Here is a 26,187-nt window from a genome sequence, read left to right as displayed (position 1 = left end):
ACGCGGTTTCCCCCGGACGACCGTGGAGGCCACATGGCACAATGAGCGCGTGGCTGAGAAGAAGAAGTACGTCGACAACGGCTGGCCCAAGGGCGACGACGGCGAGCACGCCCACGCGGTTTCCGAGTTCGCCGCCGGTCTGTCCGGTGCGCTGTCGCCGTTCGGTGACACCGAACTCCCGATCCCGCTCGACGACCTGCCCTACCTCCAGCCGAAGACCGTCATCAATCGCTGACCAGCGCGTGCCGGAGCACGACGGCCTGAGTCACATCGACTCCACGGGCGCGGCCCGCATGGTCGACGTGGGTGGCAAGGCGCGTACCGACCGCCGCGCGGTGGCCGGTGGCACTTTCCGCACGACCCCTGAGGTCATCGCGTTGCTGAGTGAGGGCAGGTTGCCCAAGGGCGATGTCCTCGCGACCGCGCGGATCGCGGGCATCATGGCCGCCAAACGCACCGACGACCTGATCCCGCTGTGCCATCAGCTCGCTCTGTCGTCGGTGGAGATCGACTTCGCGATCGCCGACGATCATGTCGACGTGACCGCGACCGTCGCGACGAGCGGACAGACCGGTGTCGAGATGGAAGCTCTCACCGCGGTCGCCGTCGCCGGGCTCACCCTGCACGACATGGTGAAGGCCGTCGATCGGCGCGCCCGGATGGATGACGTCCGGTTGCTGGCCAAGACCGGCGGCAAGTCGGGATCATGGACTCGTGACTGAGGATTCCGCACCGCGTCCGACCAAGGTCGCCCGGGTCGTCGTGGCGTCCACGCGTGCCAGTCGCGGTGAGTATCTCGACCGGACCGGTCCGGTCATCAGCGACTGGTTCACCGACCGCGGCTTCACCGTGGACGAGCTGATCGTGGTCTCCGACGGCCCGCCGGTCGGCGACGCCATCCGCGCCGGGGTGTACGCGCAGGCCGATGTCGTGATCACCAGCGGCGGTACCGGGATATCACCCACCGATCGCACCCCCGAGGAGACCCGGGCGTTGCTCGACTTCGAGATCCCGGGGCTCGCCGACGCCATCCGGAACGCCGGACTGCCGAAGGTGCCCGCCGCGGTGCTCTCGCGGGGAGTCGCCGGGGTGGTGGGGGCGACCCTCGTCGTCAACCTCCCGGGCTCGGTCGGCGGGGTTCGTGACGGATTGTCGGTGCTCGATGGTGTCCTTGACCACGCACTCGACCAGATCGGCGGTGGTGATCACTGATGAGCGACAATCCCGTATTCGCCCGCGTCGTCCGAACCGAATTGTCGGAGAAGGACATCGATTTGCCGACGCATGAGCGTCTGGTCGCCGAGGCGGCCGGCGGTGCGGCCGGTGCGGTGGTCGGTTTCGTGGGTGCGGTACGCAATCACGATGGTGGCCGCGGCGTGACCCGCCTGGAGTACTCGGCACATCCGTCGGCGCCCGACGTGCTGGCAGAGGTGGTCGCCACCACCGTCGCGGACGCGTCGGGGGTGCGTGCGGTCGCCGTCTCGCATCGCGTCGGCGATCTCGCCGTCGGCGACGTCGCGTTCGTGGTGGCGGTGGCCGCCGATCATCGACAGGCCGCGTTCGCGACCTGTGCGCGTCTCGTCGACGAGGTCAAGGCACAGTTGCCGGTCTGGAAGCATCAGCATTTCCACGATGGCACCGACGAGTGGGTCGGATCGGCGTAAACCGTGGAGGGCCATCCGGGGTCAGCGGGGCCGAACGGCGGCGGTCCCGGACGAAACGAGACCCCCGACGAACAACTCGACCGCAACTGGGCGAGCCTGCTGCAGGAGTTGCGGGTCGTGCAGACGGGCGGTCAGATCCTGACCGGACTGATGCTGACGGTCCCGTTCCAGGAGGGATTCCAGGAACTCGAGGCGCGTCAACAACACATCTTCGTGGTCAGCCTGGTGTTCGCGGTCCTGTCCACCGTCACCCTGATCTCACCGGTCGCGCTGCACCGCTTGCTGTTCCGTCGACACGCGATCGATCGACTGGTGGATCGCGCGCACCTGTTGACGATGGTCGGTATCGGTCTTCTCGGGGTAGCGCTGATCGGGGTGCTCACGGTGATCTTCGACATCGCGCTCGGCGGTTGGGCGGCCATCGCCGCCGGTTGCGTCGCACTCGTCGTCTTCCTGGTGATGTGGGTGGGTCTGCCGCTGCGTGAGCGCAGACGGCTGGGGCCACGCACGGGGACCGATCGATCCGCCCCCGAACATGGAAAAGGGCCTCGCACGGATTGAACATCGTGCGAGGCCCTTCGACCATGGGCCCTATCAGGGCGGTGTGTCACCGAGTCCGGTGACGGCTGCTGTCACTCACGGGGTGGGCAGCTGGTCCTTGTGCTCGTTGAACAGCTTGATCTGGTCCGAGTTGAGCTCGTAGCCGCTCTTCTTGGCGGCGTCCCACAGGCCCTTGACCTCCGGGTTGATCTTGTTGTTCTCGGTGGCCTGCGCGAGGGCGGAATCGATCTGCGTCTTCACGTCGTCGGTGGTCTTGGCCTCCGGCGAGGTGTTCCAGCTGAACGGCAGATCCGGGAGCTGCGGCAGCAGCGGCTTCGGCTGAGCCGGCGCGGTGCGCGGGCTCGAACCCGACAGGCCGGTGCCACACACGGGCCATGCGCCCTTGCCCTGGCTGCCCAGGACGCGCTCGGCGACGACGATCTGCTGTTCCTTGGTGGCCTGGTCGGCGCTCGGCGCGAACTGCGTGCCGCCGTGGCCCGCCCACGTGCTCGGGCTGAACTGCAGGCCGCCCTGGTAACCGTTGCCGGTGTTGATGGCCCAGTTGCCGCCCGACTCGCACTGGGCGACCTGGTTCCACTCGGCATCGGTGGCTGCGTTGGCCGAGCCGGTGCCCAGCATCGCGGCTCCGCCGCCGAGGACAGCGCCGGTGAGCGCGACCTTCGCGAGGGTCTTGGTGGTCGTGGTGTTCGACGGTTTGCGGTGACGTCCGGACATTGGTGGTGTTCCTCTCTCCACGCGCCTACGAAGTCAGCTGTCGGGTTCGGGCGAGAGGTGCCCGGTCTCGGCCTGACGTGAATCACGCCGGGACTTAACCCCAAGGACGGCGGTGTGCCGTCCGATCTCTGCCGGGAGAGTGGGTCCCCCGTCCTCGCTCCTAGATGTCGTTCTGGTACGTCCCGTGGCGGAGCGAGGCTCGGCGCGGCCGACGGAACGGTATGTACTTGGTTACTTGCTCGTGACCCCCCGTGGGCGTCGTTCAGTCACAGTACGACGTCTTCGATCGCGAATCACGTTGTTGGCAAGCCGATTTTCGGTGCCGGATCGGGACTTTCGATCCACTTTCGGCGTCGCCGCAGTTCACGGGCCGATAGTCGCTTTGTGTCCTTCTCGTGATCATCCCGTTATGTGACTGAACTCACAGGCGAGATGTGGTGTCAGCCACCGGCAAACGGCGGCAACACGTCGAGCGTGGCGCATGAACCGAGCGGTGCGAGGCGATCGCACACCGCGATCGAGTCCCGCAGATACGAGCAGCGTTCGAGGACCCTCGCGAGCTCCGGGTTGTCGGCGCCCAGCACCGATTCGAGCCCGCCCAGGGTGATGTCGTCGGTGACGTCGACGATGGATGTCTCGGTGCCCGCTGCGGCCCGGGCGGCAGCAAAGAACCGGATGGTGATGCGCACGGCGGCCTCAGCCTCCGATCGCCGACATCGGCCGGCTCGGCTGGTGGAACTCGGGGTCGTTGACGCCGTGTCCGGCTGCCTTGCCCCAGGCGTTGGCTCGCCAGCACTCGGCGATCGCGGCGTCGAGTTCGTCGTCGGGGAGTCCGCTGCGCAGCACGGGTCGCAGATCGGCCTCGGTGTCCGCGAACAGGCAGTTGCGCAACGCGCCGTCGGCGGTCAGACGAGCCCGGTCGCAATCACCGCAGAACGGGCGGGTCACCGATGCGATCACCCCGACGCGCGCCGGATTGCCGTCGACCTCGTACCCGTCGACGAGCCACGTCGCCGCGGGCGCGCTGCCACGGGGGCGTGGGTCGGGCAGCAGTGTGAATCGGCGTCGCAGGGCGGTCAGGATCTCGTCCGCGGTCACCATGGACGAACGATCCCAACGGTGGTCGGCATCCAGCGGCATCTGCTCGATGATCCGCAGTTGGTAGCCGTGCTCCAGGCAGAAGTCGAGCAGGTCGGGTACCCGGGTCAGGTCGTCGTGATCGGCGAGGACGGCATTGACCTTGACCGTCCGCATGCCTGCGCGCCGCGCCGCGGCCAGCCCCGCGATCACGTCGTCGAGGCGGTCACGACGGGTGATGGCGGCGAATCGCTCTCGGTCGACGGTGTCGAGTGAGACGTTGATGCGATCGAGACCGGCGGCAACGAGAGCATCGGCACGATGCTTGAGCCCGAGGCCGTTGGTCGTCATCGCGATCTCCGGCCGGCCGGGTAGCTGCGCGACGGCCGCGATCAGCTCTTCCAGATCGCGCTTCAGGAGTGGTTCGCCGCCGGTGAGACGGATCGTCTCGATGCCCAGATCTCGAACGGCGACGGTGATCACCCGGATCAATTCGCGGGTCGTCAACACCGACTGCGGGGGCAGCCAGTCCAAGCCGTCGGCAGGCATGCAGTACGTGCACCGCAGATTGCATCGGTCGGTCACCGAGACCCGCAGGTCACGCACGGTACGGCCGTACCGGTCTCGCAGTGGGCCGGTACGCGGCACATCGTCGGCGATCGCCTGGCGCGCCGACGGTGCGCTGGGAAATCCGAGTGCGACCGTCGTCATGATCGGTCCCTGCGCGCTTCCAGCGATCGGAAAGTGCTGGCGTGGAACACGAGTGGTTCGACGCCCGGATCGCAGCGCAGCGCTTCGATCCGCAGGAGCACCAGCGTGTGGTCGCCGGCGGGTATCTCGTGGAACAACGAGCACGACAGGCTCGCGGCTGCGTCCGGGACGAACAGTGCGCCGTCGGCGGTGTCGGTGGCGGTGATCCCGGCGAACCGGTCGGCGGCGGGGCCGGCGAGCTGGCGGCACAGTTCACCCTGATCGCTCGCGAAGACACTCACCCCGATCGCCGGTGCGTTGCGCAGTCGTGGCCAGGTGGTCGAGGTGTTCTGCACGCACAGCGACACCAGGGGCGGATCGAGAGAGACCGTGGTGAACGCGCTCGCGGCCATCCCGACCATCTCGGAGGAGTTGTCGGCGGCGGTGGCCCGGCAGCAGACCGCGACGACCCCGGACGGAAAACAACTGAACGCGCGCTTGAGCGCGTCGGAGTCCGTCGCCGGGGCGAGGGCGGCGACCGGAACCACGGATTCGGTGCTCACCGCGCCCTCCGGCCGGACCGCAGCGCGTAGACGAGGCCGATGACGAAGCCGAGCGGCGCACACATCGTCAGGACATAGACGAATGTCGGTGCGGTGTCGCCGTCGCCGACCAACGGCATCACGAACAGCGCGATGATGGCCGCGAGTCCGATCGCGAAGACGATGCCCGCCAACTGCAGGAGCCGCGGGGACGATTGCCTCTGCATGGGATCCACGGTAGAACACGAGCCCGCCTGGCGTTGTCCGTGTCCGTGGAGGTCAGGCCGTGGCGGCGGTATTCGACGTGACCCGGATGGTCTGTGTTGGCTAGACTGCTGCGCATAGGCGTCTGCTCACCCGAGATGTGGAGCCGGGTTCCGTTCCGGGGCCAGCTGTGATCAGGTGAGGGGCGCTTTTGTCATGAAGTGTCCGATGACGGATGAGGGTGGATACAGTGCCGACCGGCAAGGTGAAGTGGTACGACGCGGAGAAGGGTTTCGGCTTCCTCGCGCAGGACGACGGTGAGGACGTCTACGTCCGATCGTCGGCGCTGCCTGCGGGCGTGGAGAATCTCAAGGCCGGTCAGCGCGTCGAGTTCGGCATGGCCGCAGGACGCCGCGGACCGCAGGCACTGGCCGTCACCATCCTCGAGCCTGCCCCCAGTGTGGCGAAGAACGCCCGCGAGGCAGCGCGCAAGGAGACCAAGCGGCACACGCCCGACGAGCTGCACGGCATGGTCGCCGATCTGATCACCCTGCTCGAGGGCGCCGTGCAACCCGAACTGCGCAAGGGTCGTTACCCGGACCGCAAGACGTCGCAGCGCATTTCCGAGGTGGTCCGCGCGGTCACCCGCGAACTCGAACGCTGACCGACCGGCCGCCGGTCACCCTTGGGTGACCGGTCGCTCCGGCAGGTTCTCCGGCGTGGTGTCCGCGGCGAGGAAGCCGCGCGCCATGACGTTGTCGGTGCCGGGTTCGGTGACCGCCGACGGGATCTGCACCTCGATGTTGACGACGACACGGTCCGGCGTCGAGTGCAGCGCCGTGGTGTAGGTGGACTCCGAACGCATCGGGGTCGAGGTGACCTCGGGCCCGCGCGGGGTCAGATACTGCACCACCAGGTTCCACGGCCATTCGGCGACGTCCTTGGACGCCGACACCAGCACCGACTCGCCGATCGGGATCGGCACCCGCTGCACGCTGATGTCGCGCGGATCCGACGGCGAACAGTTCTTGAGGAAGATGTCGCACATCAGTGTGGGCTCGACGCGTATCAACCGGTCGCCGACGGCCAACTGCAGGTAGAGGTCATCGTCGTCGTTCGAGTCGCCCGACCAGACGTCGCGGGTCAGGAACGCGACCGTGCCCCCGACGACGAGGACGAACACCACGGCGACCGCCGCGATGATCGTGAGGGCTTTCTTCTCTCCGCTTCGCACTGGCGCGGGTCTCCCGGTTCTCTCAGGTGGGGCTGAATGGTCACTCGGTTCCGCTCAGGACGGACCGCTGCGGTTGGTGGGCATCTTGCGCGTGGGATCGCCACCCGGTCCGCGACGTTGCCGCGGTTGCGCCCGGGTCGGGGCCTCCGACGTCGGCGGTCCCTCGGACGCTCGTCGCGGGGCCGCGCCGTTGGGGGCCGCGCCGTTGTCGGGGGCGGGGCGGTTGCGGACAGGACCGTTCGGGGCGGCGGCGAAAGCGACCGTCGGAGCGGCATAGTCGGGACGCTGCCCACCGATGCCCGGCATGAGCGACGATCCGCGGGTGGTGAGGACGGTCTGCAGCAAACCGACGGCCATCAGCACCGCGACGACGGTGAAGCCGATCCACAACGTGGTGGGGAGCAACACACCCAGCGACGCGCCGAAGACCCAGCCGAGCTGCAGCACGGTCTCCGAGCGTCCGAACGCCGAGGCGCGGGACTCCTCGGGGAGATCGTCCTGGATCGAGGAGTCCAGGCAGACTTTGCCGATGGCGCTGGTTCCCGATGCGACGAGCGTTGCCGCCGTCGCGACGATGATGTTGCCGAAGATCGCCGCCAGTGCGGCACCGACGAAACAGGCTGCGGTGCACCAGACGACGATGCGGGGCGGATTCTTCAACTCCAGTCGGGTGCCCAGGCCGTTGCCCAGGAAGTTGCCGATACCGGCCGCGGCGCCGACGGCGCCCAGCAGCAGCAACTGCGTCCAATCGGAGTGCACGTCCTGCTGCGCCTTGGCGTAGAAGGCGACGTACAGGGTCAGAAAGCCGGTCATGATGCGGATGGTCGCGTTGCCCCACAGTCCGGCGACCACCTTGCGGCCGAGTGGCTGACGCATCTTGGCGGCGAGTCGGCCCGCGGTCTCGCGGGCACTGCTCTTGAGACCGCCCGGTCCGGCGTGATCGTCGGGTGCATGGGTCGCGGGCTCGCCGTGGTAGGTCAGCGTCGTCGGGATCTCGCCCTCGGTGACCTCGACCCAGGACGGGATGCGCATGCACAGCCACGCGCCGACGGCGGCGATCACGGCCAGCCAGGCGATGGCGCCGGGCAGATGGAAGGGGAGCACCTTGCCCAGCAGCATCTCGAAGATGCCGGCGATCGCGCCACCGAGAATGGTGCCGCCGAGCAGACCGAACGTCGTCAGCCGTGAGTTCACCATCGGGAGGTCGATGGTCGGTGGCACGACCCGCGGCGTGACAGCGGATTTGAGCACACCGAACGATTTCGACAGCACCAGCAGTCCGAGCGCACACGGGTAGAGAACCCACGGGTCGTACTGCAGCTGTTCGGCCGCGGCGTCCCAGGAACAATTGGCCATGATCAGCAGTGCGAGCACCGTCCGCAGACCGAAGGTGCCGGCCATCGCGATGCGACGGCCGTGCTGGAGTCGGTCGAGCAACGGGCCGATCAGCGGCGCGATGAGTGCGAACGGCGCGATCGTCAGGGCCAGATAGAGGCCGACGTTGGCCTTCGATTCGCCGGTGGCGGCCGCGAAGAACAACGTGTTGGCCAGGCCGACGGCCATCGCGGCGTCCACCGCGAAGTTCACGATCACCGGCATGGTCAGCGCCGTCAGCCCGGACTGGTCGGCACCGTCTGCGGTCGCCGCCTGGTAGATCTTGCCGAGACCGCGACTGGTCAGTTGCCGCGAACGCATCGCCGCGACCCTCGCGACGGTCAGCTTCTTCGGCATGCGGTCGGTGCCCGACGGATCGGTCGGCATGGCCTTGGTCGAACCGATGCGTTCGGTGGTCCCGTCGTCGGGATGGGCGTCCTGGCCGTCGCCGTCGAGGGGCGGCAGGTGCGGGTTGTGTGTCCGGGGCGGCAGATACGCATTGTCGGCGGGGCCACGGGAGCTGCGGGCACCGGACGACCGTCGCGGCGTGCGCTGGTCGTCGGCCGGGTAGTTCGCGGTACCGGGATGCTGCCGCGGGCTCCGGCGGGTGTCGCCGCCGTCGCCCGGGGGTCCATCGTGACCCGCGCCGCGGGCCCCCGGCCCCGTCGGTTCGTTTCGCTCCCCACCGGGGAAGCGCGGACTGGGTCGGTTCACAACGACAATTGTCCCCCATCCCACCGACCGGGTGGCGACGGCGCCTCGCCGCGCGCCGGACATCGGCGGGTCCCACGTCCGAAAACCCGGGTCGATGCTGCCGCTGTCGTGCGATGTTGCACACTGGAGGGGTGACTCTTGCGTTCGACGGTGAGCGGTTGCTCAACGCTGTCGACGTGGCGCGTGCCGCGCTCGTCGACGATGGCCAGCAACCGGGGAAGCATCTCGATGCCTCCCCGGAAGGCGACTGGGCGGTGACCCATTACTTCGAAGCCGACCTGGCCGGGTACCGCGGGTGGCAGTGGTGTGTCGTCCTCGCCGGTGCACCGGAGTCCGACGACATCACCGTCAGCGAGGTCGTGCTGCTGCCCGGCGAGGGAGCGCTGCTCGCGCCCGCCTGGGTTCCGTGGAATCAGCGGGTCGTACCCGGCGACCTCTCGCCCGGTGACATGCTCGCCGCCGACACCGACGACGTGCGACTGGTGCCCAACCAGGTCGACACCGGCGACGAGTTCCGGTTCGAATCGGAGGACGACGCCGAGGAATTCGGTCAGATCGCAGGCGAACTCGGACTCGGACGTCGCCGACTGTTGAGCCCCGAGGGGCGCGACGAGGCGGCGCAGCGGTGGTACGACGGTGAACACGGGCCGCACAGCGACATGGCGGCCGCGGCGACGTATCACTGCGCAACCTGCGGTTTCTACCTGCCGCTGTCGGGTGCGTTGCGCCCGGCGTTCGGGGTGTGCGCCAACGAGTACTCCGCCGACGGCCGCGTCGTCGCCGCCGACTACGGCTGCGGTGCACACTCGGACATCACCGCGCCGTCGGGTGACGGATCACCGGCCTACGACGCATACGACGACGGCGCGCTGGAGATCGTCAGCGTGGCAGCGTCCGCCGACGCCGGCGCCGACGCAACGGCCTGACCATCACTGTGCCGGCGTCCGCCGACGATCCGTTCGAACTCGCCGACCTTCGCTCGTCGACGCTCGCGTCGTGGCGGGGCTCACCGACGAGGTTCGCCGAGGACTCCGCCGTGGAGGCCGACCTGGTCACCGTCGGATACCGGGATCGCCTGTTCACCGAACTCGCCGCGAACGCCGCCGACGCGGCCGCTGCCGCGGGAGTCCCCGGCCGCCTGGCCATCTGGGCGCGGGACCGCGTCGTACACGTGGCCAACACCGGTGCCCCGCTGAGCGCTGCCGGTGCCCGATCCCTGCTGTCCCTGCGCGTGTCCGCCAAACGTGCGGGCGACGCAGGCGAGGTGGGGCGGTTCGGCGTGGGGTTCACGACCACGGCAACCGTTGCCGATCGGGTGGAGGTCCGCTCCACGACGGGCTCATTGGCCTTCGATCGCGACGAGTCGGCGGCCGTAGCCGGGTCGGCAGGCGTGGTCGCCGACGGTGTCCGGCCCCCGCTGCTGCGGCTCGCGTGGCCCGTGACCGCCGCGCCCGCACCGGGATTCGACACCGAGATCGTGCTGCACCTGCGCGACGACGTGTCGGTGGAGGAGACCTTGTCGGCAGCGCTCGCCCAGGCGCCCGATCTGTTGCTCGAGCTGCCGACCTTGGCCGAGATCACCGTCGACGACACCCGTGTCACGATCGACGGTGTCGTGGTGGCAGGAGGGCAGCCGCCTGCCGAGTCGTCCACGCGCACGATCACCGTCACGGTCACGTCACCGCGCGCGGTGGTCACCCGGACCTGGTTCGAGGCGGCTCGCGGTGGTACCCGATGGTTGGTGGAGTCCGACGACTCGGCCCTGCTGATCGAGGACCATCACCGGCTGTGTGCACCGACGCCGACGGACATCGATCTGTCGTTGCCCGCCCGGTGCATCACCGACCTCCCGCTCACCCCGGATCGTCGGCATCTGCACCCTGAGGCCGATATCGTCACCGCGGCAACGGGTTACGCGGACCTCGCGGCATCAGTCCCGGCGTCGTGGCGGCCGCATCTCGTTCCGGTGGCCGCGCGGGCGGTCAACCGCGACGACGCCGTTCTGATCGACGCCGTGATCGACGAACTGCGGCAGGGGGTGTGGCTGCCGTCGATCACCGGCGACGATCTCGTGCCCGGACGGGCCGTGGTCCTGCCGGATCTGACCGGCGAGCTGGCCGACGTCCTGGCGCCCATCGTCGGCGACCTCGCGCACCCGGACGTGTCCGAACGGCGCGAGGTGGCACGGCTGCGCTCGGTGGGGGTCGGCGAGATCGGGTTGGCGCAGCTCGTCGAACGTCTCGTCGGTGTCGAGCGGGAACCGTCGTGGTGGCGCGAGCTCTACGCAGCACTGTCACCGTTGGTCACCACGGCCATCGACGCGGAAGAGCTCGGTGCGATACCCATTCCGCGTTCGGATGGGCGAATGAGCATCGGAGCGCGTGGACTGCGGATCGCCGACCACGTCGACACCGCGATCAGCTGGGTCCCGACGGTGCATCCGCAGGCGCGCCATCCGTTGCTGGAACGGTTGGGTGCACAGGCCATCTCGGTGGAGGATGCCTTGGCCGACCCCGCGCTCGAAGCGCTCGTGGAGTCGGCGGACGAGGACGACGCGGAGGCGCTGGCCGACCAGGTGTTCGCGCTGCTCGCCGCCGAACCTTCTGCGGCCGTGCCGGATTCGCTGTCTCGGTTGCTGTTGCCGGACGAGGACGGCGAGCTGTGTCAGGCCGACGAACTCCTGCTTCCCGACAGTCCGTTGGCGTCGGTACTCGCCGACGATGCACCGTTCGGCGTCCTCGCCGCCGACGTGGTCGCGCGGGTCGGGCCCGACGTGTTACGCCGGGTCGGCGTCGGATGGGGCTTCCTGACCATCCGCGACGAACTCCCGGTGGCGCCCGACCACGACCTCCCGGACGAGGCCCAATGGTGGGACACCCTCGATGATCCTCCGGAAACCCTTGTCGCCGTTCGAGATCTGGACCTCGTCTCCGAACGGCACTGGCCGCAGGCGCTCACCATGCTCGCCACCGACGAGGCGAACGCCCCGTTGCTCGCCGACCGTACCGGGTACACAGCATGGTGGCTTCGGCACCATGCTGTCGTCGACGGTCGACCGCTGGGCTGGTATCGGGCTCCGTCGGACACGACGATCGACGGGGTGCGCGACGCTCTCGACCACCCCCACGCCGACCGACTGGCCGCGGCGCTCGGTGGACTCGCGCCGGAGTCGGCGGCCGACGCCGACGTCATGCTGGCGCACCTCGGGGATCCGGCGCGCGTGATCGCACCCGGCGTGGCCGCCGCCGTGCACACCGCCGCCGTGGCCGCGAGTCGGCACGGCGTCTTCGATCCCGTCGATGTCGGTGTGCCACTGCGTGTTCGAGCTTTGTCGGGCGACGCCGTGGAGCAGGCCGTGGTGCTCGACCGCTCCTGGCTGCTACAGGTGTTGGCGCCCGAGGAGACGGTCGTGACGGCTGTTCCGATCACCGCCGACGACGCCACCCGGCTCGCGGAGATCCTGGATCTGCCCACGGCGACCGACGAACTGGTCACCACCGTCAGGGATCCGGGGGACCCGTCCACGACCGACGGCACGGATGCCGTCGCCTTCGCGTCGCTGTGGGGCCGCGACCTCGCCCGCGGTGAGATCCGACTGCACGACGAGCTGTGGATCCGGGTCCGACGCGGAGCTGCCGCACGGGAGGTCCGGGTGTCCTGGTGGGTGGACGAGCGCGGTGTCACCCACCTGCAGCGTCGATTCCCGTCGTGAGGATCGCCGCGAGCTGACGATAGGCCTGCGCATCGTCGAGGCCGGTGGCGGCCGCGACCTCCCGGCGTTGGATACGACTCATCATCGATGCCGCCAGGTCGGCGGCGAAGGCCGCGTTCACATCCCGGAACTCACCCGCGGTGACGCCGTCGGCGATCAACTCTCCCACGCGGCGGGCCGCCGCGGCTGTATTGCGTTCGTAGAGCGTGCGAGTCGACTCGTTGCCGTGCAGATCGGTCATGAATGCGTCGGATGCCGGTGCCAGTGCATCGCCGACCGCGATCAGGTACTCGATGACCTTGGCTCGTGCCCCCGGCGTCGTCGCCACTCGCGCCTCGACCTCGTCGGTGGCGGTCCGGAAGAAGTGTGACACGGTCTTGACGACGAGCCGCTCCTTGCTGTCGGCCAGTGTGTACAACGTCGACTTGGAACACCGTAGGCGCGAGGCCAGATCGGCCACGCCGAGATGTGCGAAACCCTCTGCCAACAGCAGCGCGACGAGGCCGTCGAAGAGGTCCTCGCGTCGCCGCGTCGCGAAGCCGGTATCAGTGGGCATGCAGACGATAGTACTATCATGAGTACTTCAGTACTGTCAGTAGAACCGAGGCGCTTCCGCTCGGTCCCACGGAAAGGCCTCACGATGCCGGTCGATCGACTCCTACCCAACGACGAGGCCCACGATCTCATCGCGCTGGCCAGGGACTTCGCCGACAAGCGCATGGCGCCGATCGTCGATGACCACGAGAAGTCGGAGACCTATCCCGACGGACTGTTCGCGGAGATGGGGGAGGCCGGCCTGCTCGGGCTGCCGTACCCGGTGGAATGGGACGGGGGCGGGCAACCCTACGAGGTCTACCTACAGGTGCTCGAGGAGTTCGGTGCGCGCTGGGCCGCCGTCGCGGTGGCTGTGAGTGTGCACGGACTGGCCTGCCATCCGTTGTTCAACTTCGGTACCGATGAGCAGAAACGGCAGTGGCTGCCCGACCTGCTGAACGGCAAGCTGATCGGTGCCTACAGCCTGTCCGAGCCACAGGCCGGGTCGGATGCGGCGGCGCTGGCCTGCAAGGCCACACGCGCCGACGGTGGTTATCGGGTGAACGGATCGAAGGCGTGGATCACGCACGGCGGCATCGCCGACGTCTACAACCTGTTCGCGCGTACGCCGGGAAACGAAGGGGAGAACGCCAAGAGCATCAGCTGCTTCCTGGTGCCCCGTGACACCGACGGGCTGACGTTCGGCAAGCCGGAGGAGAAGATGGGGTTGGCTGCGGTCCCGACGACCTCGGCGACCTACGACGACGCCCTCGTGGACGAGGGGCGCCTGCTCGGCGGAGAGGGAGACGGACTGAAGATCGCCTTCTCCGCGTTGGATTCCGGGCGGCTCGGCATCGCTGCCGTCGCCACGGGACTCGCCCAGTCGGCGCTCGACGCGGCCGTCGACTACGCGCAGGAGCGAACCACGTTCGGCCGCAAGATCATCGACCACCAGGGGCTCGCCTTTCTCCTCGCCGACATGGCGGCCGCGGTGGATTCCGCCCGCGCCATGTACATCGATGCGGCGCGACGACGCGATGCCGACCGTCCCTACTCGCGCGCGGCGGCGACCGCCAAACTCGTCGCCACCGACGCTGCGATGAAGGTCACCACGGACGCGGTGCAGGTGTTCGGTGGTTACGGATACACCCGCGACTTCCGAGTCGAGCGGTACATGCGCGAGGCCAAGATCACGCAGATCTTCGAGGGCACCAACCAGATTCAGCGTCTGGTGATCGGCCGTGCACTGGCATCGCGCTGATCGCTCGGCCGGGCCGGATGGCCGCGGCCGTTAGGGTGGAGCCGTGAGGTGTGGCCGACTCGGACCCGACCCGAGATCGCCGCTGCGGGCGGTCGAGAGCCCGGTGCGGGCGGTCGAGAACAGAGTGCCGCGATGCTGCTGAGTCCGAGCGGTCTCGACCGGGACATCACCAACAGTGTGATCGCGCGACGTGACGACGTGCTCACGGCGATCGCACACGCCGTCACCACCACGGGGAACACCCTCGTGCTCACCACCGTCGTGGTGGTCGCGGTCATCGGTCTCGTCGTCTATCGGGCGCACACCGAGGCCGTCCTGGTGGCTGCGGGGTCGGCTGGTGGCTTCGTGGCCATGGTGGGGCTCAAACATCTGTTCGCCCGGCCGCGCCCACCGGTGGACGACCGACTCCTCGACATCGATTCGTATTCGTTCCCGTCGGGACACGCGATGATGAGCACCATCGTGTTCGGTTTGCTGGCCCTGGCCGCCTACCGACTCAGTATCTGGGTGCGCGAGCACGCGCTGGTGTTGGTGATCGCGCCCGTCTGGGCGATCGCGATCGGCTGCACCCGTGTCTATCTCGGTGTGCACTGGACCACCGACGTGCTGGCCGGGTGGTTGCTCGGGGCGCTGTGGGTGGCAGCGTGTGTCTGGCTGTGTCGGCGCTGGGCACCCATCGATCGACCGGCTACGGTCGGAGAATGGACTTCGCCCCGTCACCGCGGTCCGCGGAACTGACCGAACGAGTACGCACCTTCATGCGCGACGAGATCGCGCCGGTCGAGCCTGCCGTGCACCAGGAGATCGTCCGACGTCGCGAGGCCGGGGAGGACCGGTGGACGCCTTCGCCGGTGATCGGCGAACTGAAGGCCCGCGCACGCGCGGCCGGACTCTGGAACCTCTTCCTGCCCGTCGAACATGCCGGTCGCTACGCGGCCGACTTCGGTACCGACGGAGGAGAGGGGCTGTCCAACGTCGACTATGCGCCCATCGCCGAGGCGATGGGGTCGTCGATGCTGGCCCCGCTCGTGTTCAACTGCAACGCCCCGGACACCGGCAACATGGAGGTGCTGCTCCGATACGGTTCGGACGAGCAGCGTGCCCGGTGGCTCGAACCTCTGCTGGCCGGCGAGATCCGCAGTGCGTTCTGCATGACCGAACCGGAGGTCGCATCGTCGGACGCCACCAACATGGCGGCCACGGCAGTCCTCGACGGCGACGACGTCATCATCAACGGCACGAAGTGGTTCTCCACCGGAGTCGGTAACCCGGAATGTCGAATCCTCATCTTCATGGGTGTCACCGATCCCACCGCTGATCGGCACGCGCGGCACACCATGGTGCTGGTGCCGATCGACACCCCCGGGGTGCGGGTCGACCGCCTGCTCACCACCATGGGGTATCACGACGAACCCCTGGGCCACGGAGAAGTGTCCTTCGACGACGTGCGGGTACCGGCGTCCAACATCATCCTCGGTCCCGGTCGGGCCAACGAGATCGCGCAGGGGCGGCTCGGGCCCGGCCGGGTCCACCATTGCATGCGCGCGATCGGTCTGGCCGAGCGCGCCCTGGAACTCGGTGTGCGGCGGGCCCTGGAGCGCACCGCCTTCGGTCGTCCACTGGCGAAACTCGGTGGCAACAGCGAACGGATCGCCGATGCGCGCATCGCCATCAACCGGTCACGCCTGCTGGTGCTGCACGCGGCGTGGCTGCTGGATCAGGGGCTGACGTCGGGGCGAGCGGAGCGACGGGGGATGTCGTCGGGGCGAGCGGAGCGACGGGGGATATCGGCGGCCGCGGTGTCGGCGGTCAGCGAGATCAAGGTCGAGGTCCCGAACATGGCGCTCGACGTCATCGATCTCGCGATTCAATTGCACGGTGGTGCCGGGCTGACCGACGACTTCCCACTTGCCGCGGCATGGGTCGGCGCCCGCTCGCTGCGGCTCGCCGACGGGCCCGACGAGGTGCACCGGGGCGTGGTGGCCAGGATCGAGCTGGGTAAGTACCGGAATGGAGGACATCGATGAGCAGCCAGGTGGCAGGGGCCCGAGACGTACGGGCCGAGGACGCCTTCGACGTGGAGCGTGTCGCGCAGTGGCTGCGCACCCACGCGAAGGACCCGAGCGGTCTCGACGGCGTGCCTGCCGTACGGCAGTTCTCCGGTGGCGCATCCAATCTCACGTTCCTGCTCACGTATCCGCAGCGGGAGCTCATCCTGCGTCACGGGCCTCGCGGCACCAAGGCGCGCGGTGCCCACGACATGGGCCGGGAGTACCGCATCCAGTCGGAACTGTCGTCGGTGCTGCCCTACATCGCGCCCATGGTGGCCTTCTGCGACGACCAGGAGGTGCTCGGCGCCGACTTCTACGTGATGGGCAAGATCGATGGCGTCATCCCCGGCAAGGAATGGCCGACCGACGTGCCGCTGTCGTCGGATCAGGCCCGCCGGCTGTGTCTGAACTTCATCGATGTCCTGGTGCAACTGCACTCGGTGGATCCGCAGGAGGCCGGACTGGCCGACCTGGGCAAAGGGCTCGGCTATGTGCGTCGGCAGGTCGACGGCTGGTCGACGCGCTACCGCAATGCCCGAACCGACGATGTTCCCGACTATGAGGCAGCGATGACGTGGCTGTCGGAGAACCAGCCGGATGACATCGCGAACTGCGTGATCCACAACGATTACAAACTCGACAACGTGGTCCTCGCCGCTGACGACGTGACCCGCGTGGTGGGCATCCTCGATTGGGAGATGGCGACACTCGGCGACCCGCTGATGGATGTCGCCGGATCGCTCGCCTACTGGGTGCAGGCCGACGATGACGAGCAGACCCAGCTGATGCGGCGCGTACCGACCAACCTCCCCGGCATGATCACACGCGCCGAGTTCGTCGAACGCTATTGCGAGCGTATGGGTTTCGAGATGACTCCGGAACGCTGGCGGTGGTACGAGGTGTTCGGGCAGTTCCGCCTGGCGGTGATCGCCCAGCAGATCTATTACCGCTACTACCACGGACAGACCTCGAACGAGGCGTTCAAGCTGCTCGGTTCGGCGGTCGGCATGGTCGAAGGTCGTATCGCGGAGTTGATCGCCGGGTGACCGGCGGCGGTCGTCTTGACCTTCGTGTTGCTCGAAGCCGCACGATGCAGGAATGAACAACGACGACCTGCTGACCATCAGTGTCTTCGCGCGGGCCTGCGGCCTCACCGCGAGTGCATTGCGCTTTTACGCCGACTCCGGGGTGTTGGCACCGGCATTCGTGGACGACGCCACCGGCTATCGGTACTACCGGCCCGATCAGATCGACCAGGGGGTGCTGGTCCGCCGACTGCGCGAGATGGACATGCCGCTCGTGCGCCTGCGCGAGGTACTCGATGCCGCGGACGTCGACACGGCGGTGGAGGTGGTCGACGCCCACGTCGCGGAGTTCGGCACGCGCCTACGGGTGGTGGCCGAGCGTGCCGCCGAGGTGCGGGCATCGCTGCGTGCGGGACCGTCGCCGACGTCGGGACCCGTTGAGCTCAGCGGAATCCGGTTCGCGACCGGACTCGAGCAGGTGTTGAGCGCGACGGTGGTGGACCCGGAGTTGCCGGTGCTCGATGCGGTCGGGGTCTCGGTGTCCGACGATCGGGTCACGCTCGTTGCAACCGACCGGTTCCGCTTGGCCACAAGGACATTCGTGGTTCTCGGTGAGGAGTCACCGGCCTGGTCGCAGACGGTCGACGCCGACGATCTCCGTTCGGCACTGCCGTGGCTGCGACGCAGGCACCGGCTCACGTTGGCGATGGCCGACGGGTTCGTCGAGATGCGGGCCGACGGCGAGCACCGCCGCTGCCGCACCATGGACCTCGACTTTCCCGACCATGAACAGATGCTCCGGAGCCTGCCCGCGGCGACCACACGGGTTCTGGTGAGCCATGCCGACCTGTGCGCGGTCGTGGAACGGGCGAGGTCGCGCCACCTCCATCTCCGGGTCGGCCCGGTCGGCGTCGAGATCTCCGGCGACGACGATCCTGGTGTCGACATCGCCGCCGAGGTCTCGGGTCCGGTGATCGACATCGACTTCGACGTGGTGACCTTGCACCCCGCGATCGCTCCGGCGGTCGGTGCGGAGGTGATCCTGGAGTTCTCCGGCCCCGAGATGCCGATGATCGTTCGCTCCGCCGACAGCGGCGACCTCACCACGGTCGCGATGCCCGTTCGCGTCTGAAGAAGGGCGCCCATTGCCTCGGTGATGAACGGTGTTTTAAGGTCATATCTCATATATGAAACACGGGTCGTCGACACGGGGGTCGAATGAGCGGATGGGCAGTGCTGGGGATCGTCGTCGCGGTCCTGGCGGTGATCGGGATCGTCGCGATCCTCGCGGCGATCGTCCTCTGCGGATTGGCCACCAAACCCGACCGTTTCGCGGTGCGGGAGGTCTCGGCCGACTCCATCGACGACTACTTCGAGCGGCGGGCATCGTTCGCGATCACCATCGTCGAGACCACTCCGCTGTCGCGTAAGGAGGTCTGGGAGCGCCTGACTACCGCCGAGTACCTGTCGTCGCTGCCGTTCCTGCACGGGCCGTCGTGGGCGCCGGACACTGGTGACCCAGACGGCGATTGGCGCAGCGTGCGGGTCGGCGCACGCCGGTCGATGTCCGGCACGATCCTGTCGGTGGGGCAGCGCGTCGTCGAGGTCGACGACTCCGAGAGCCTGACCCTCGTCGGTACCGGGGTGTCGGTGCCGTTGGCCATCAAGGACTTCGCCGAGCGGTTCACCATCGTCGACGGCGCCAGGCCCAACACCCTCACGGTGACCTGGCAGATCGGTGGGTCGCCACGCTGGGTCGGTTTCCTGCCCTGGCGGTGGGGGACTCCGTTCATGAGGCCGATACTCGGGTTCGTTCTTCGACACGTGCTGCGTCTCAAGCCGTTTCGTCGCCCTACCGTGGACCGGTCGGCGTGACACAGGTTGCACTGGTCACCTATCCGGGATTCACCGCACTCGATCTGATCGGTCCGTACGAGGTCTTGCGCATGTTGCCCGCGGCCGACGTCCGGTTCGTGTGGCACGAGGTCGGGCCGGTGACGGCCGATTCGGGTGTGCTCGTCATCGGAGCGACGCACACCTTCGACGAGACCCCCGCTCCGGACATCGTGCTGGTGCCGGGTGGCAGCACCTCGGTTGCCGTACACGCCGACGATGCGGTTCTGCGCGCCTGGTTGCAGTCGGTGGATGCTCACACCACGTGGACGACCTCGGTCTGTGCCGGCTCGGTGATCCTCGGTGCCGCGGGACTCCTGCGTGGTCGGCGGGCGACCTCGCACTGGCAGGCGGTGGCGTCGTTACGCGCTTTCGGCGCGACACCGGTCGGTGACGAGCGCATCGTGCACGACGGCGATGTCGTCACATGTGCCGGGGTCTCGGCGGGTATCGATCTCGCACTGTGGATCGCCGAGCGCGTCGCAGGACCCGATCGTGCACACGCCATCCAGCTCGCCATCGAGTACGACCCGCAGCCACCGTTCGATTCCGGAAGTCTCGCAAAGGCTTCGGCCGGGACGATCGCGCGTGCGAACGTCTTGTTGGCACGCGATTCCGTTAATGTCCCGCAGGTGACCGCGGCGGCGCGATTGCTGTGGCGGGCGGCCCTCGACGGTGTGCGGGGCGCCCGGAAACGGTCCCGACGGTCAGGCACGAAGGCGGTGCGGCGATCGCCCGGGGGTGACGAGGTCGACGACAGGTCGACGGATCGTCACTGATCGGGTGGCGTCCGGTAGACCGCGCCATACCAGACCACGCTGAGCGCTTCGATCGCGGCGTCCTCGTCGAGGCCGTTGTTGTCGGCCTCGCCTCCCATCGCGAGCCAGGTCCAACAGAAACCCTCGAGCATCGAGACGAGCGCCGAAGCCAACATGTCCCGGTCCGCGGTGATGCGGTAGCCCTTGCGCTCCGCGCTGTCGAGGCCGGAGAGCACCGCTCGTATCCCGGCCGCGCGGTTCGCGCGCCACCGTTGCGCAAAAGCGTTGTCGGTCATCGACATCTGGAAGACCCCGATGATCTCCGGCAGATAGCGTCGATAGCTCACCCAGTACGCCCGCACCGCGCCCCGGATCCCTTCGAGTGGGTCGCCGGTCTTGGCCTCCAGCGTCGCTTCGAGGATATCGGCCGAGAACTGGCCCAGAAGGGCTTCGAGGATCTGTTCCTTGTTGTCGTAGTAGTTGTAGAACGACGCCGGTGACCGGTTGGCGGCGACGGCGATGTCGGAGACCTTGGCGTTCAGGTATCCCTTCTCCGCGAAGACCTGACGAGCGGCATCGAGCATCGCGCCCTCGGTTCGGTGCCCCTTCGGGCTTGCCGGCATCTCGTCACCTCCGACCGTGCTCTCGCAGATCCGTCGACGCCGGCCCTGGTGGTGGGCTGCCGCAACCCCCGTGTACGACGTCTTCCCGCGAAAAGAACCTAGCACCAACACAGCTCGACGGTCTCGTGGATGCCGCGATGTCGGGCCGCACGCGCAGCGAGTGGCCATCGCGGAGACGGCAGGGGGTTGCGCCACCTTGATTCTGATTCTAAGGTCAGTTTCAGAAGTGGCGTGAAGCACAGTTCCGGCATCGGATTGACGTGCATCACCTGGACGAGGGGTGTCTGTTCGATGATGAGACTTGCCCGGGGGCTGGCGGCCTTGGCACTGGTCGTGGGTGTGGTGGTCGCGTGTGGTGGCTCGACGTCGAAAGGTGATGGGACCCTGACTTTTGCGGCGGCACTGGCCGCGGCGACGATGGATCCCGATCGACTCTCGGTGCAGCAGATGGCTGTCTACACCGCGCCGGTGTACGACAGTCTGACCGCGCTGGGGGCCGACGAGACCGTGGCGCCCAGGCTGGCGGAGTCGTGGCGGTTCGGAACCGACCAGGCGGGCCCCTACCTCGATCTCGTGCTGCGCCCCGGTCTGCGGTTCCCGGACGCGACGCCGCTCACGGCACACACGGTCAGCGTCAACATCCATCGTTCGCAGACGATGGACGGCAGCACCAACCGCGCCTCGCTGGCGGGCGTGCAGGTGGACGAGATCGACACCCGGCAGGTGCGATTGCGGAGCCCACGTGGGGTGGGGGCGTTGCCGCGTATCCTCGCAGGTCCGGCCGGGATGATGATCTCGGACAAGGCGATTGCCGATGACACTGATTTGTCAAGGAAGGCAGTGGGTATCGGCCCGTACACGTTGGAGTCCGTGGCGCCCAATCGCGTTCGTTACACGAGAACGCCGGGGTATTGGGATCACGTCGCGACCGCAGATGTGCTGGAGATCGTCTATCTGTCGGACGACGCCAAACTCAACGCCGTCCGGTCCGACAGCGTCGACGTCACCGTTCTGCCCCACGACATGGTCACTGCCGCAGAGAAGGCGGGGTACCGGACCGAGCGGAGCCTGGGCGCGGAGAACTACGTGTTCTCGATGAACACCGCCATCGAACCGTTCTCCGATCCGCGAGCGCGCGAGGCGGTGAACATGTCGCTCGATCGGGTGAGCATCTGCGCGGGGCTGTTGAAGGGAGAATGCGAACCCACCGGTCAGATCATGGGTGCGGGCACCGCGGCGTACGACCACCAGATCGGATTGACGCGGTTCCCCTACGACATGGACCGGGCGAAGGAACTGATCGCACAGGCCGGTGCACGTGGCGCCGCTGTGGACATCGTCACGGTCGCAGGCAACAAGATCTTCGAACAACTCGCGACGGTCCTGCAACAGCAACTGGACCTCATCGGGCTGCGGGCACGGGTCGTCCCGGTGGCGCCGCCGCAGGTGGTCAGCCGCTTCGCCGTCGAGAAGAGCGCAGCGATCGCGTTCGGAGCGACCGGGAACTTCTTCGATCCGTCCGAGTCGATCGACCGGTACGTCCTGCCGACCGGCCTGTACAACCCCGGACACGCCGATCTCGACGGAGTGGCCGCGCTGGCCGCCGACGCCACCGCGGCCACCGGAGCCGACACGCGAACAGCGTTGTACCGCAAGATCTCCGGCTCGGTAGATCCGGCCTCGTTTCTCGTGCCGGTGCTCTCGCCCAAGACCGCCTATGTGATCGCGCCCCGGGTCACCGGCTGGACCACCCCGTGGGCGCCCGCATTCCCGTCGTTCCGCGGTGTGACCGACGGGCTGACGACTTCCGAGAAGGGGAACTGAGGTGTTGGCACTCATCGCTCGCCGGGTGGCGAGCAGGGTAGCGATCGCGATCCCGCTGCTGCTCGTGGTCACTTTCGGAACCTACGTCCTGCTGTACTCGATCGGTGATCCGGCGGCGGCCATGGCGGGAGAGACCGCGACGCCGGAGCAGATCGCCGAGCTGCGTACCCAACTCGGTCTCGACCAGCCGATCTTTGTCCAATACTGGGACTGGCTGGTGGGTTTCGTCGGCGGGGATCTCGGCACGTCGATGGAGAACGGTGTCTCGGTGTCGTCGCTCGTCGGTGACCACCTGCCCCCGACGTTGATGTTGACCGCCTGCGCGATGGCCATCGCGGTGCTGGTGACCCTCGTCGTCGGTTCTCTCGTCGGCGTCCGACCGAACGGGTTGTTGGACCGGGCGATGCAGGCGATCTCGGTGTTCGGCATCGCGGTACCCAACTTCTTGGTCGGACTCGGCCTCATCCTGGTGTTCGCGATCTGGATTCCGCTTCTTCCCGCCGGTGGCTACCAGCCGCCGGACCAGGTCGGGATCCTGGGCACCCTCCGCTTTCTCGTCCTGCCGTCGCTGGCTCTGGCGTTGTCGATGATGTGTCTTCAGGTGCGGACCTTTCGGACCTCTGTCGTCACGGAGTTCGGGTCCGGCTACGTCCGCACCGCGCGGATGAAGGGTGCGTCGCCGGGGCAGATCTTCTTCCGGCACGTGGCGCGCAACGCATCGGCACCGCTGGTCACGGTGATCGGGCTGGAAGTGGGAGTGCTGATCACCGGGGCACTGATCGTGGAGGTCGTGTTCGCGGTACCCGGAATCGGGACACTCATGATCGATTCGGTTCGCGGCCAGGACTTCCCGGTGGTTCAGGCGTTGGTGGCCCTGTTCGGGGTGGTCGTCCTGACCGCGAACCTCGCGGCGGACCTCATCGCATCGTGGCTCAAACCGGCAGCAAGGACAGCGTGATGACTCAGATGACAGACGTTGCAGCACCGACGATCACCCGAACGCGCAGGCGCGCGCGGGTGCGATCGATCCCCGAGTGGTGCGCGCTGGGCTACCTTCTCCTGATCCTGGCCATCACGGTGCTGGTCCCGGTGCTGCCCCTGCCGGACCCGAACACCCAGCACCTGATCAACACTCTCGACGCGCCGAGTGGCGAACACTGGCTGGGCACAGACGAATTGGGTCGAGATCTGCTGAGTCGGCTGCTCTGGGCCATCCACACCTCGACGCTTGCCGCGGCCACTGCCGTGGTGGTGGCCTTCGCGATCGGGTTGCCACTGGGCCTACTCGCGGGGTATCGCGGCGGATGGATCGACCAGGTTCTCGGCCGGATCGCCGACGCCGTACTCATCGTCCCCGCGCTGATCCTGCTGCTCGCCGCGCAGACCGCTCTGGACACCGGGATCGAAGGCCAGATGGTGGTACTGGGCGTGGTGTTCGCGCCGCGCGTGCTGCGAGTCATCCGAACCGAGACGATCCCGTTGGCACACGCGCCCTTCGTCGTCGCCGGCCGCATGTCCGGGCTGTCGCACGGTCGGATTCTGCGGCGCTATCTCATGCCGGGTGTGCGGACCCAGTTCGTGGTCCAGTTCACCTACCTGCTGAGCCTGTCCTTTGTCGTGGAGGCGGGGATCAGCTTCCTCGGAATCGGCGTCCAACCGCCCGACGCGAGCCTGGGCACCATGCTCACGGGAGCCTCCACCCTGTTGTCGTATCGGCCGTGGGTGGTCGTCATCCCGGCGCTGGTGCTCACCCTGCTGATCGTGAGTCTCAATGTGGTCGGCGACGCAATGAACAAGCGAGCGGAGGAAAAGTGACGATGACTTCCCCGATCGTGACGGTGGACCGACTGTCCATCGACACCCGTTCGGCACAGCGCGACATCCGTCTCATCGACGGTGTGTCATTCGATCTGTACCGGGGCGAGATGGTCGGTCTGGTGGGCGAATCCGGCTCCGGAAAAAGTCTCACCGGCTCTGCGCTCGCGGCGTTGTTGCCCACCGGGGTCGAACGCTCCGGTGGGCGGGTTCTGGTCAACGGGCGCGAGGTGGACGACTCGGCGAAGACCTGCCCCGACGATGTCGCGATGATCTTCCAGAATCCGATGACGAGTCTCAACCCGTCGCTTCGGGTCGGAGACCAGATCGCCGAGGCGATCCGACTGCGGCATCGGGGGATGAGCCGTCGGGAGTCGCGGCGACGCGCCGTCGACGTCCTCGACCGCGTCGAGATGAACCGGCCTGCGGAGAGGGCGAGGCAATACCCTTTCGAGTTCTCCGGGGGGATGCGGCAACGCGCCATGATCGGTATCGCGATCGCCCGCGAGCCGCAGGTCCTGGTGGCCGACGAACCGACTACCGCCCTGGATGTGACCGTCCAGAAGAACATCCTCGACCTGATCGACACGCTCCGCACCGAGATGGGACTCGCGGTCCTGCTGATCTCCCACGATCTCGCCGTGGTGAGCGAGCGCAGCGACCGGATGATGGTGATGTACGCGGGGCAGCTGGTCGAAACCGGTTCCACCGAACCGATGTTGGGCGCACCGATGCACCCGTATCTGGAGGGACTGCTCCGGTGTGTGCCGGAGCGAGCCGCCGAGTCGGGCGAGTTGCGGCCGTTGCCCGGCCAGGTCCTGTCGCTCGCCGATGCCGGGCCGGGGTGCCGGTTCGCCGCACGCTGCGAACTGTGCACGCCCGAGTGCATGGCCGCACCGGTCCCGTTGGACACGATGTCCGGCGGTCGCCAGGTTCGGTGTATCAGGCCGAACGAACCGGTCGGTGCCGGCGGTCCGCCGCTGGTGTCGAATTCGGCGCAGCCCGAAGTCGGAGGTGTGTGATGGGTAGCCCGTTGCTGCAAGTGGATTCGGTCCGCAAGGTGTTTCGCACGTCGCGCTGGCCTGCACGCGCCGTGCACACGGTGGCCTGCGACGACGTCTCGCTAGAGGTCGCCGAGGGGGAATCGGTGGGCATCGTCGGCGAATCCGGTTCGGGCAAATCGACATTGGCCGGAATCATCTCGGGCTTGACCCGACCCGACAGCGGTAGCGTCCGGTTGTCGGGACGCGATGTCTACCCGCGTGGCCGGTTCGACCGTAATGCCTGGCGGACGGTTCAACTGGTCTTCCAGGACCCGTATACGTCGCTCAATCCGGTGATGACACTGGAGGACACGGTCGCCGAGCCGATCCGGTCCTGGCACGGGGCGTCGGACCGCGAGGCACGTGCGACCGCGCGTGAGACGCTCGAACTCGTCGGGCTCGGCGGTGAATTGGTGACGCGACATCCTCGCGATCTCTCCGGCGGCCAACGTCAGCGTGCTTCGATCGCACGCGCACTGGCGGCGTCGCCGACTTTGCTGATCCTCGACGAATCCGTATCCGCCCTTGATGTGTCGATCCAAGCGCAGATCCTCGAGCTCCTGCTCCGGTTGCGCACCGAGCGCGACCTGGCGTTCCTGCTCGTGAGTCACGACATCAGCGTGATCCGGTTGTTCTGTGATCGCGTCCTGGTCATGTGCCAGGGACGGATCGTGGAGACCTGCGCGGCCGAGGATCTCTCCGTCGACACCGTCCGCGAGCCGTACACCCGAACGTTGTTGTCTGCGGTGCCGGTCCTGGGGGACCACCGGAAACCGCATCCCGTCGACGTGGCTGCCACCGCGCGGTCGGCCATGTGAATCTGCTGCCTGTCGGACAGGCGCGCGACAACCATCATCGACCTGGGCCCGACCAC

General features: G+C 67.8%; 29 protein-coding genes and 1 riboswitch. Of the genes, 20 read left to right on the top strand and 9 right to left on the bottom strand.

The features are described from left to right. Positions 1-49 precede the first annotated feature (49 nt). The 5 genes from AAFP35_RS13165 to AAFP35_RS13145 are packed head-to-tail and all read left to right on the top strand — an operon-like array spanning position 50 to position 2,225. Entirely contained in the window at positions 50-235 is a 186-nt protein-coding gene (locus tag AAFP35_RS13165) for a hypothetical protein (protein WP_419222079.1), read from the top strand. Between the two features lie 58 nt (positions 236-293). Continuing rightward, on the top strand, positions 294-722 hold the full coding sequence (moaC, locus tag AAFP35_RS13160; protein ID WP_419222252.1) for a cyclic pyranopterin monophosphate synthase MoaC: 429 nt from the start codon (positions 294-296) through the stop codon (positions 720-722). Next, the gene (locus AAFP35_RS13155; protein WP_419222078.1) at positions 715-1,212 is read left to right on the top strand and encodes a MogA/MoaB family molybdenum cofactor biosynthesis protein; all 498 of its coding nucleotides are present in this window, start codon (positions 715-717) and stop codon (positions 1,210-1,212) included. The genes moaC and AAFP35_RS13155 overlap by 8 nt, the downstream gene beginning before the upstream one ends. Next, entirely contained in the window at positions 1,212-1,664 is a 453-nt protein-coding gene (locus tag AAFP35_RS13150; protein WP_419222077.1) for a molybdenum cofactor biosynthesis protein MoaE, read from the top strand. The genes AAFP35_RS13155 and AAFP35_RS13150 overlap by 1 nt, the downstream gene beginning before the upstream one ends. A gap of 3 nt (positions 1,665-1,667) precedes the next feature. Beyond that, positions 1,668-2,225: a DUF6328 family protein gene (locus AAFP35_RS13145; RefSeq protein WP_419222076.1), complete on the top strand. Its 558-nt coding sequence runs from the start codon at positions 1,668-1,670 to the stop codon at positions 2,223-2,225. A gap of 75 nt (positions 2,226-2,300) precedes the next feature. Here the strand turns inward: AAFP35_RS13145 and AAFP35_RS13140 are convergent, their stop codons facing one another. The 5 genes from AAFP35_RS13140 to AAFP35_RS13120 all read right to left on the bottom strand — a co-directional run bounded on the left by AAFP35_RS13140 (position 2,301) and on the right by AAFP35_RS13120 (position 5,475). Then, entirely contained in the window at positions 2,301-2,939 is a 639-nt protein-coding gene (locus AAFP35_RS13140) for a transglycosylase family protein (RefSeq protein ID WP_419222075.1), read from the bottom strand. Between the two features lie 6 nt (positions 2,940-2,945). Then, positions 2,946-3,119: riboswitch (cyclic di-AMP (ydaO/yuaA leader) on the bottom strand. A 260-nt stretch (positions 3,120-3,379) separates the two neighbouring features. Then, a complete protein-coding gene (locus tag AAFP35_RS13135) occupies positions 3,380-3,628 on the bottom strand; it encodes a MoaD/ThiS family protein (RefSeq protein WP_419222074.1) in 249 nt (82 codons plus the stop codon). 7 nt (positions 3,629-3,635) lie between these two features. Beyond that, entirely contained in the window at positions 3,636-4,727 is a 1,092-nt protein-coding gene (moaA, locus tag AAFP35_RS13130) for a GTP 3',8-cyclase MoaA (RefSeq protein WP_419222073.1), read from the bottom strand. Then, entirely contained in the window at positions 4,724-5,269 is a 546-nt protein-coding gene (locus AAFP35_RS13125) for a flavin reductase family protein (RefSeq protein WP_419222072.1), read from the bottom strand. Before AAFP35_RS13125 ends, moaA begins: the two co-directional genes overlap by 4 nt. Then, positions 5,266-5,475, bottom strand: a complete 210-nt coding sequence (locus tag AAFP35_RS13120; RefSeq protein WP_419222071.1) for a hypothetical protein — start codon at positions 5,473-5,475, stop codon at positions 5,266-5,268. Before AAFP35_RS13120 ends, AAFP35_RS13125 begins: the two co-directional genes overlap by 4 nt. A 227-nt stretch (positions 5,476-5,702) precedes the next feature. Between AAFP35_RS13120 and AAFP35_RS13115 the strand changes: the two genes are divergently transcribed. Further along, on the top strand, positions 5,703-6,116 hold the full coding sequence (locus tag AAFP35_RS13115) for a cold-shock protein (protein ID WP_419222251.1): 414 nt from the start codon (positions 5,703-5,705) through the stop codon (positions 6,114-6,116). A 15-nt stretch (positions 6,117-6,131) separates the two neighbouring features. Here AAFP35_RS13115 and AAFP35_RS13110 read toward each other — a convergent pair whose 3' ends face one another. Both AAFP35_RS13110 and AAFP35_RS13105 read right to left on the bottom strand, forming a co-directional pair. Further along, a complete protein-coding gene (locus AAFP35_RS13110) occupies positions 6,132-6,686 on the bottom strand; it encodes a DUF2771 family protein (RefSeq protein WP_419222070.1) in 555 nt (184 codons plus the stop codon). A gap of 54 nt (positions 6,687-6,740) precedes the next feature. Continuing rightward, positions 6,741-8,774 (bottom strand): MFS transporter, encoded by a 2,034-nt coding sequence (locus AAFP35_RS13105; protein WP_419222069.1) that lies wholly within the window; start codon positions 8,772-8,774, stop codon positions 6,741-6,743. Between the two features lie 113 nt (positions 8,775-8,887). Here AAFP35_RS13105 and AAFP35_RS13100 point away from each other — a divergent pair, with 113 nt between their 5' ends. Beyond that, entirely contained in the window at positions 8,888-9,700 is an 813-nt protein-coding gene (locus AAFP35_RS13100) for a DUF3027 domain-containing protein (RefSeq protein WP_419222068.1), read from the top strand. Between the two features lie 8 nt (positions 9,701-9,708). Next, positions 9,709-12,486 (top strand): sacsin N-terminal ATP-binding-like domain-containing protein, encoded by a 2,778-nt coding sequence (locus tag AAFP35_RS13095; protein WP_419222067.1) that lies wholly within the window; start codon positions 9,709-9,711, stop codon positions 12,484-12,486. Here the strand turns inward: AAFP35_RS13095 and AAFP35_RS13090 are convergent. Continuing rightward, complete coding sequence (locus AAFP35_RS13090) at positions 12,455-13,042, bottom strand: TetR/AcrR family transcriptional regulator (RefSeq protein ID WP_419222066.1); 588 nt, start codon at positions 13,040-13,042, stop codon at positions 12,455-12,457. The genes AAFP35_RS13095 and AAFP35_RS13090 overlap by 32 nt on opposite strands. Positions 13,043-13,126: 84 nt before the next feature. On the opposite strand from AAFP35_RS13090, the gene AAFP35_RS13085 reads away from it, so the two are divergent. The 7 genes from AAFP35_RS13085 (at position 13,127) to AAFP35_RS13055 (ending at position 20,029) form a co-directional block, all read left to right on the top strand. Then, entirely contained in the window at positions 13,127-14,281 is a 1,155-nt protein-coding gene (locus tag AAFP35_RS13085; RefSeq protein ID WP_419222065.1) for an acyl-CoA dehydrogenase family protein, read from the top strand. A 132-nt stretch (positions 14,282-14,413) separates the two neighbouring features. Then, a complete protein-coding gene (locus AAFP35_RS13080) occupies positions 14,414-15,019 on the top strand; it encodes a phosphatase PAP2 family protein (RefSeq protein ID WP_419222064.1) in 606 nt (201 codons plus the stop codon). Next, positions 14,983-16,308: an acyl-CoA dehydrogenase family protein gene (locus tag AAFP35_RS13075; RefSeq protein ID WP_419222063.1), complete on the top strand. Its 1,326-nt coding sequence runs from the start codon at positions 14,983-14,985 to the stop codon at positions 16,306-16,308. Before AAFP35_RS13080 ends, AAFP35_RS13075 begins: the two co-directional genes overlap by 37 nt. Beyond that, positions 16,305-17,378 (top strand): phosphotransferase family protein, encoded by a 1,074-nt coding sequence (locus AAFP35_RS13070; RefSeq protein ID WP_419222062.1) that lies wholly within the window; start codon positions 16,305-16,307, stop codon positions 17,376-17,378. The genes AAFP35_RS13075 and AAFP35_RS13070 overlap by 4 nt, the downstream gene beginning before the upstream one ends. A gap of 52 nt (positions 17,379-17,430) precedes the next feature. Continuing rightward, positions 17,431-18,489, top strand: coding sequence for a MerR family transcriptional regulator (locus AAFP35_RS13065; protein WP_419222061.1), 1,059 nt, complete (start codon positions 17,431-17,433; stop codon positions 18,487-18,489). Between the two features lie 86 nt (positions 18,490-18,575). Then, positions 18,576-19,232, top strand: a complete 657-nt coding sequence (locus tag AAFP35_RS13060; RefSeq protein ID WP_419222060.1) for a hypothetical protein — start codon at positions 18,576-18,578, stop codon at positions 19,230-19,232. After that, positions 19,229-20,029 (top strand): DJ-1/PfpI family protein, encoded by an 801-nt coding sequence (locus AAFP35_RS13055; protein ID WP_419222059.1) that lies wholly within the window; start codon positions 19,229-19,231, stop codon positions 20,027-20,029. The genes AAFP35_RS13060 and AAFP35_RS13055 overlap by 4 nt, the downstream gene beginning before the upstream one ends. Here the strand turns inward: AAFP35_RS13055 and AAFP35_RS13050 are convergent. Then, a complete protein-coding gene (locus AAFP35_RS13050) occupies positions 20,023-20,631 on the bottom strand; it encodes a TetR/AcrR family transcriptional regulator (protein WP_419222058.1) in 609 nt (202 codons plus the stop codon). The two genes, AAFP35_RS13055 and AAFP35_RS13050, sit on opposite strands and share 7 nt — an antisense overlap. Positions 20,632-20,922: 291 nt before the next feature. Here AAFP35_RS13050 and AAFP35_RS13045 point away from each other — a divergent pair, with 291 nt between their 5' ends. The 5 genes from AAFP35_RS13045 to AAFP35_RS13025 are packed head-to-tail and all read left to right on the top strand — an operon-like array spanning position 20,923 to position 26,131. Further along, the gene (locus tag AAFP35_RS13045; protein ID WP_419222057.1) at positions 20,923-22,455 is read left to right on the top strand and encodes an ABC transporter substrate-binding protein; all 1,533 of its coding nucleotides are present in this window, start codon (positions 20,923-20,925) and stop codon (positions 22,453-22,455) included. Positions 22,456-22,480: 25 nt separating this feature from the next. Then, positions 22,481-23,413, top strand: a complete 933-nt coding sequence (locus tag AAFP35_RS13040) for an ABC transporter permease (RefSeq protein ID WP_419222056.1) — start codon at positions 22,481-22,483, stop codon at positions 23,411-23,413. Beyond that, on the top strand, positions 23,413-24,270 hold the full coding sequence (locus AAFP35_RS13035; protein WP_419222055.1) for an ABC transporter permease: 858 nt from the start codon (positions 23,413-23,415) through the stop codon (positions 24,268-24,270). Before AAFP35_RS13040 ends, AAFP35_RS13035 begins: the two co-directional genes overlap by 1 nt. Positions 24,271-24,272: 2 nt before the next feature. Beyond that, positions 24,273-25,292, top strand: a complete 1,020-nt coding sequence (locus tag AAFP35_RS13030) for an ABC transporter ATP-binding protein (RefSeq protein ID WP_419222054.1) — start codon at positions 24,273-24,275, stop codon at positions 25,290-25,292. Further along, positions 25,292-26,131, top strand: a complete 840-nt coding sequence (locus AAFP35_RS13025) for an ABC transporter ATP-binding protein (protein ID WP_419222053.1) — start codon at positions 25,292-25,294, stop codon at positions 26,129-26,131. The genes AAFP35_RS13030 and AAFP35_RS13025 overlap by 1 nt, the downstream gene beginning before the upstream one ends. Positions 26,132-26,187: the final 56 nt, after the last annotated feature.

It is taken from the genome of Gordonia sp. CPCC 206044 (genome assembly GCF_048537895.1).
Lineage (GTDB): Bacteria > Actinomycetota > Actinomycetes > Mycobacteriales > Mycobacteriaceae > Gordonia.
Note: the sequence above shows the minus strand (reverse complement) of the source record. Positions and strands in the feature narration are given on the sequence as shown.

What these genes read in the sequence shown, in the direction of transcription:
- moaC (WP_419222252.1), top strand. Translation starts at nt 294, where the DNA reads ATGGTCGACGTGGGTGGCAAGGCGCGTACCGACCGCCGCGCGGTGGCC.
- AAFP35_RS13150 (WP_419222077.1), top strand. Translation starts at nt 1,212, where the DNA reads ATGAGCGACAATCCCGTATTCGCCCGCGTCGTCCGAACCGAATTGTCG.
- AAFP35_RS13140 (WP_419222075.1), bottom strand. Translation starts at nt 2,939, where the DNA reads ATGTCCGGACGTCACCGCAAACCGTCGAACACCACGACCACCAAGACC.
- moaA (WP_419222073.1), bottom strand. Translation starts at nt 4,727, where the DNA reads ATGACGACGGTCGCACTCGGATTTCCCAGCGCACCGTCGGCGCGCCAG.
- AAFP35_RS13120 (WP_419222071.1), bottom strand. Translation starts at nt 5,475, where the DNA reads ATGCAGAGGCAATCGTCCCCGCGGCTCCTGCAGTTGGCGGGCATCGTC.
- AAFP35_RS13100 (WP_419222068.1), top strand. Translation starts at nt 8,888, where the DNA reads ATGTTGCACACTGGAGGGGTGACTCTTGCGTTCGACGGTGAGCGGTTG.
- AAFP35_RS13090 (WP_419222066.1), bottom strand. Translation starts at nt 13,042, where the DNA reads ATGCCCACTGATACCGGCTTCGCGACGCGGCGACGCGAGGACCTCTTC.
- AAFP35_RS13085 (WP_419222065.1), top strand. Translation starts at nt 13,127, where the DNA reads ATGCCGGTCGATCGACTCCTACCCAACGACGAGGCCCACGATCTCATC.
- AAFP35_RS13080 (WP_419222064.1), top strand. Translation starts at nt 14,414, where the DNA reads ATGCTGCTGAGTCCGAGCGGTCTCGACCGGGACATCACCAACAGTGTG.
- AAFP35_RS13075 (WP_419222063.1), top strand. Translation starts at nt 14,983, where the DNA reads ATGGACTTCGCCCCGTCACCGCGGTCCGCGGAACTGACCGAACGAGTA.
- AAFP35_RS13070 (WP_419222062.1), top strand. Translation starts at nt 16,305, where the DNA reads ATGAGCAGCCAGGTGGCAGGGGCCCGAGACGTACGGGCCGAGGACGCC.
- AAFP35_RS13065 (WP_419222061.1), top strand. Translation starts at nt 17,431, where the DNA reads ATGAACAACGACGACCTGCTGACCATCAGTGTCTTCGCGCGGGCCTGC.
- AAFP35_RS13060 (WP_419222060.1), top strand. Translation starts at nt 18,576, where the DNA reads ATGAGCGGATGGGCAGTGCTGGGGATCGTCGTCGCGGTCCTGGCGGTG.
- AAFP35_RS13050 (WP_419222058.1), bottom strand. Translation starts at nt 20,631, where the DNA reads ATGCCGGCAAGCCCGAAGGGGCACCGAACCGAGGGCGCGATGCTCGAT.
- AAFP35_RS13045 (WP_419222057.1), top strand. Translation starts at nt 20,923, where the DNA reads ATGATGAGACTTGCCCGGGGGCTGGCGGCCTTGGCACTGGTCGTGGGT.
- AAFP35_RS13035 (WP_419222055.1), top strand. Translation starts at nt 23,413, where the DNA reads ATGACTCAGATGACAGACGTTGCAGCACCGACGATCACCCGAACGCGC.
- AAFP35_RS13030 (WP_419222054.1), top strand. Translation starts at nt 24,273, where the DNA reads ATGACTTCCCCGATCGTGACGGTGGACCGACTGTCCATCGACACCCGT.
- AAFP35_RS13025 (WP_419222053.1), top strand. Translation starts at nt 25,292, where the DNA reads ATGGGTAGCCCGTTGCTGCAAGTGGATTCGGTCCGCAAGGTGTTTCGC.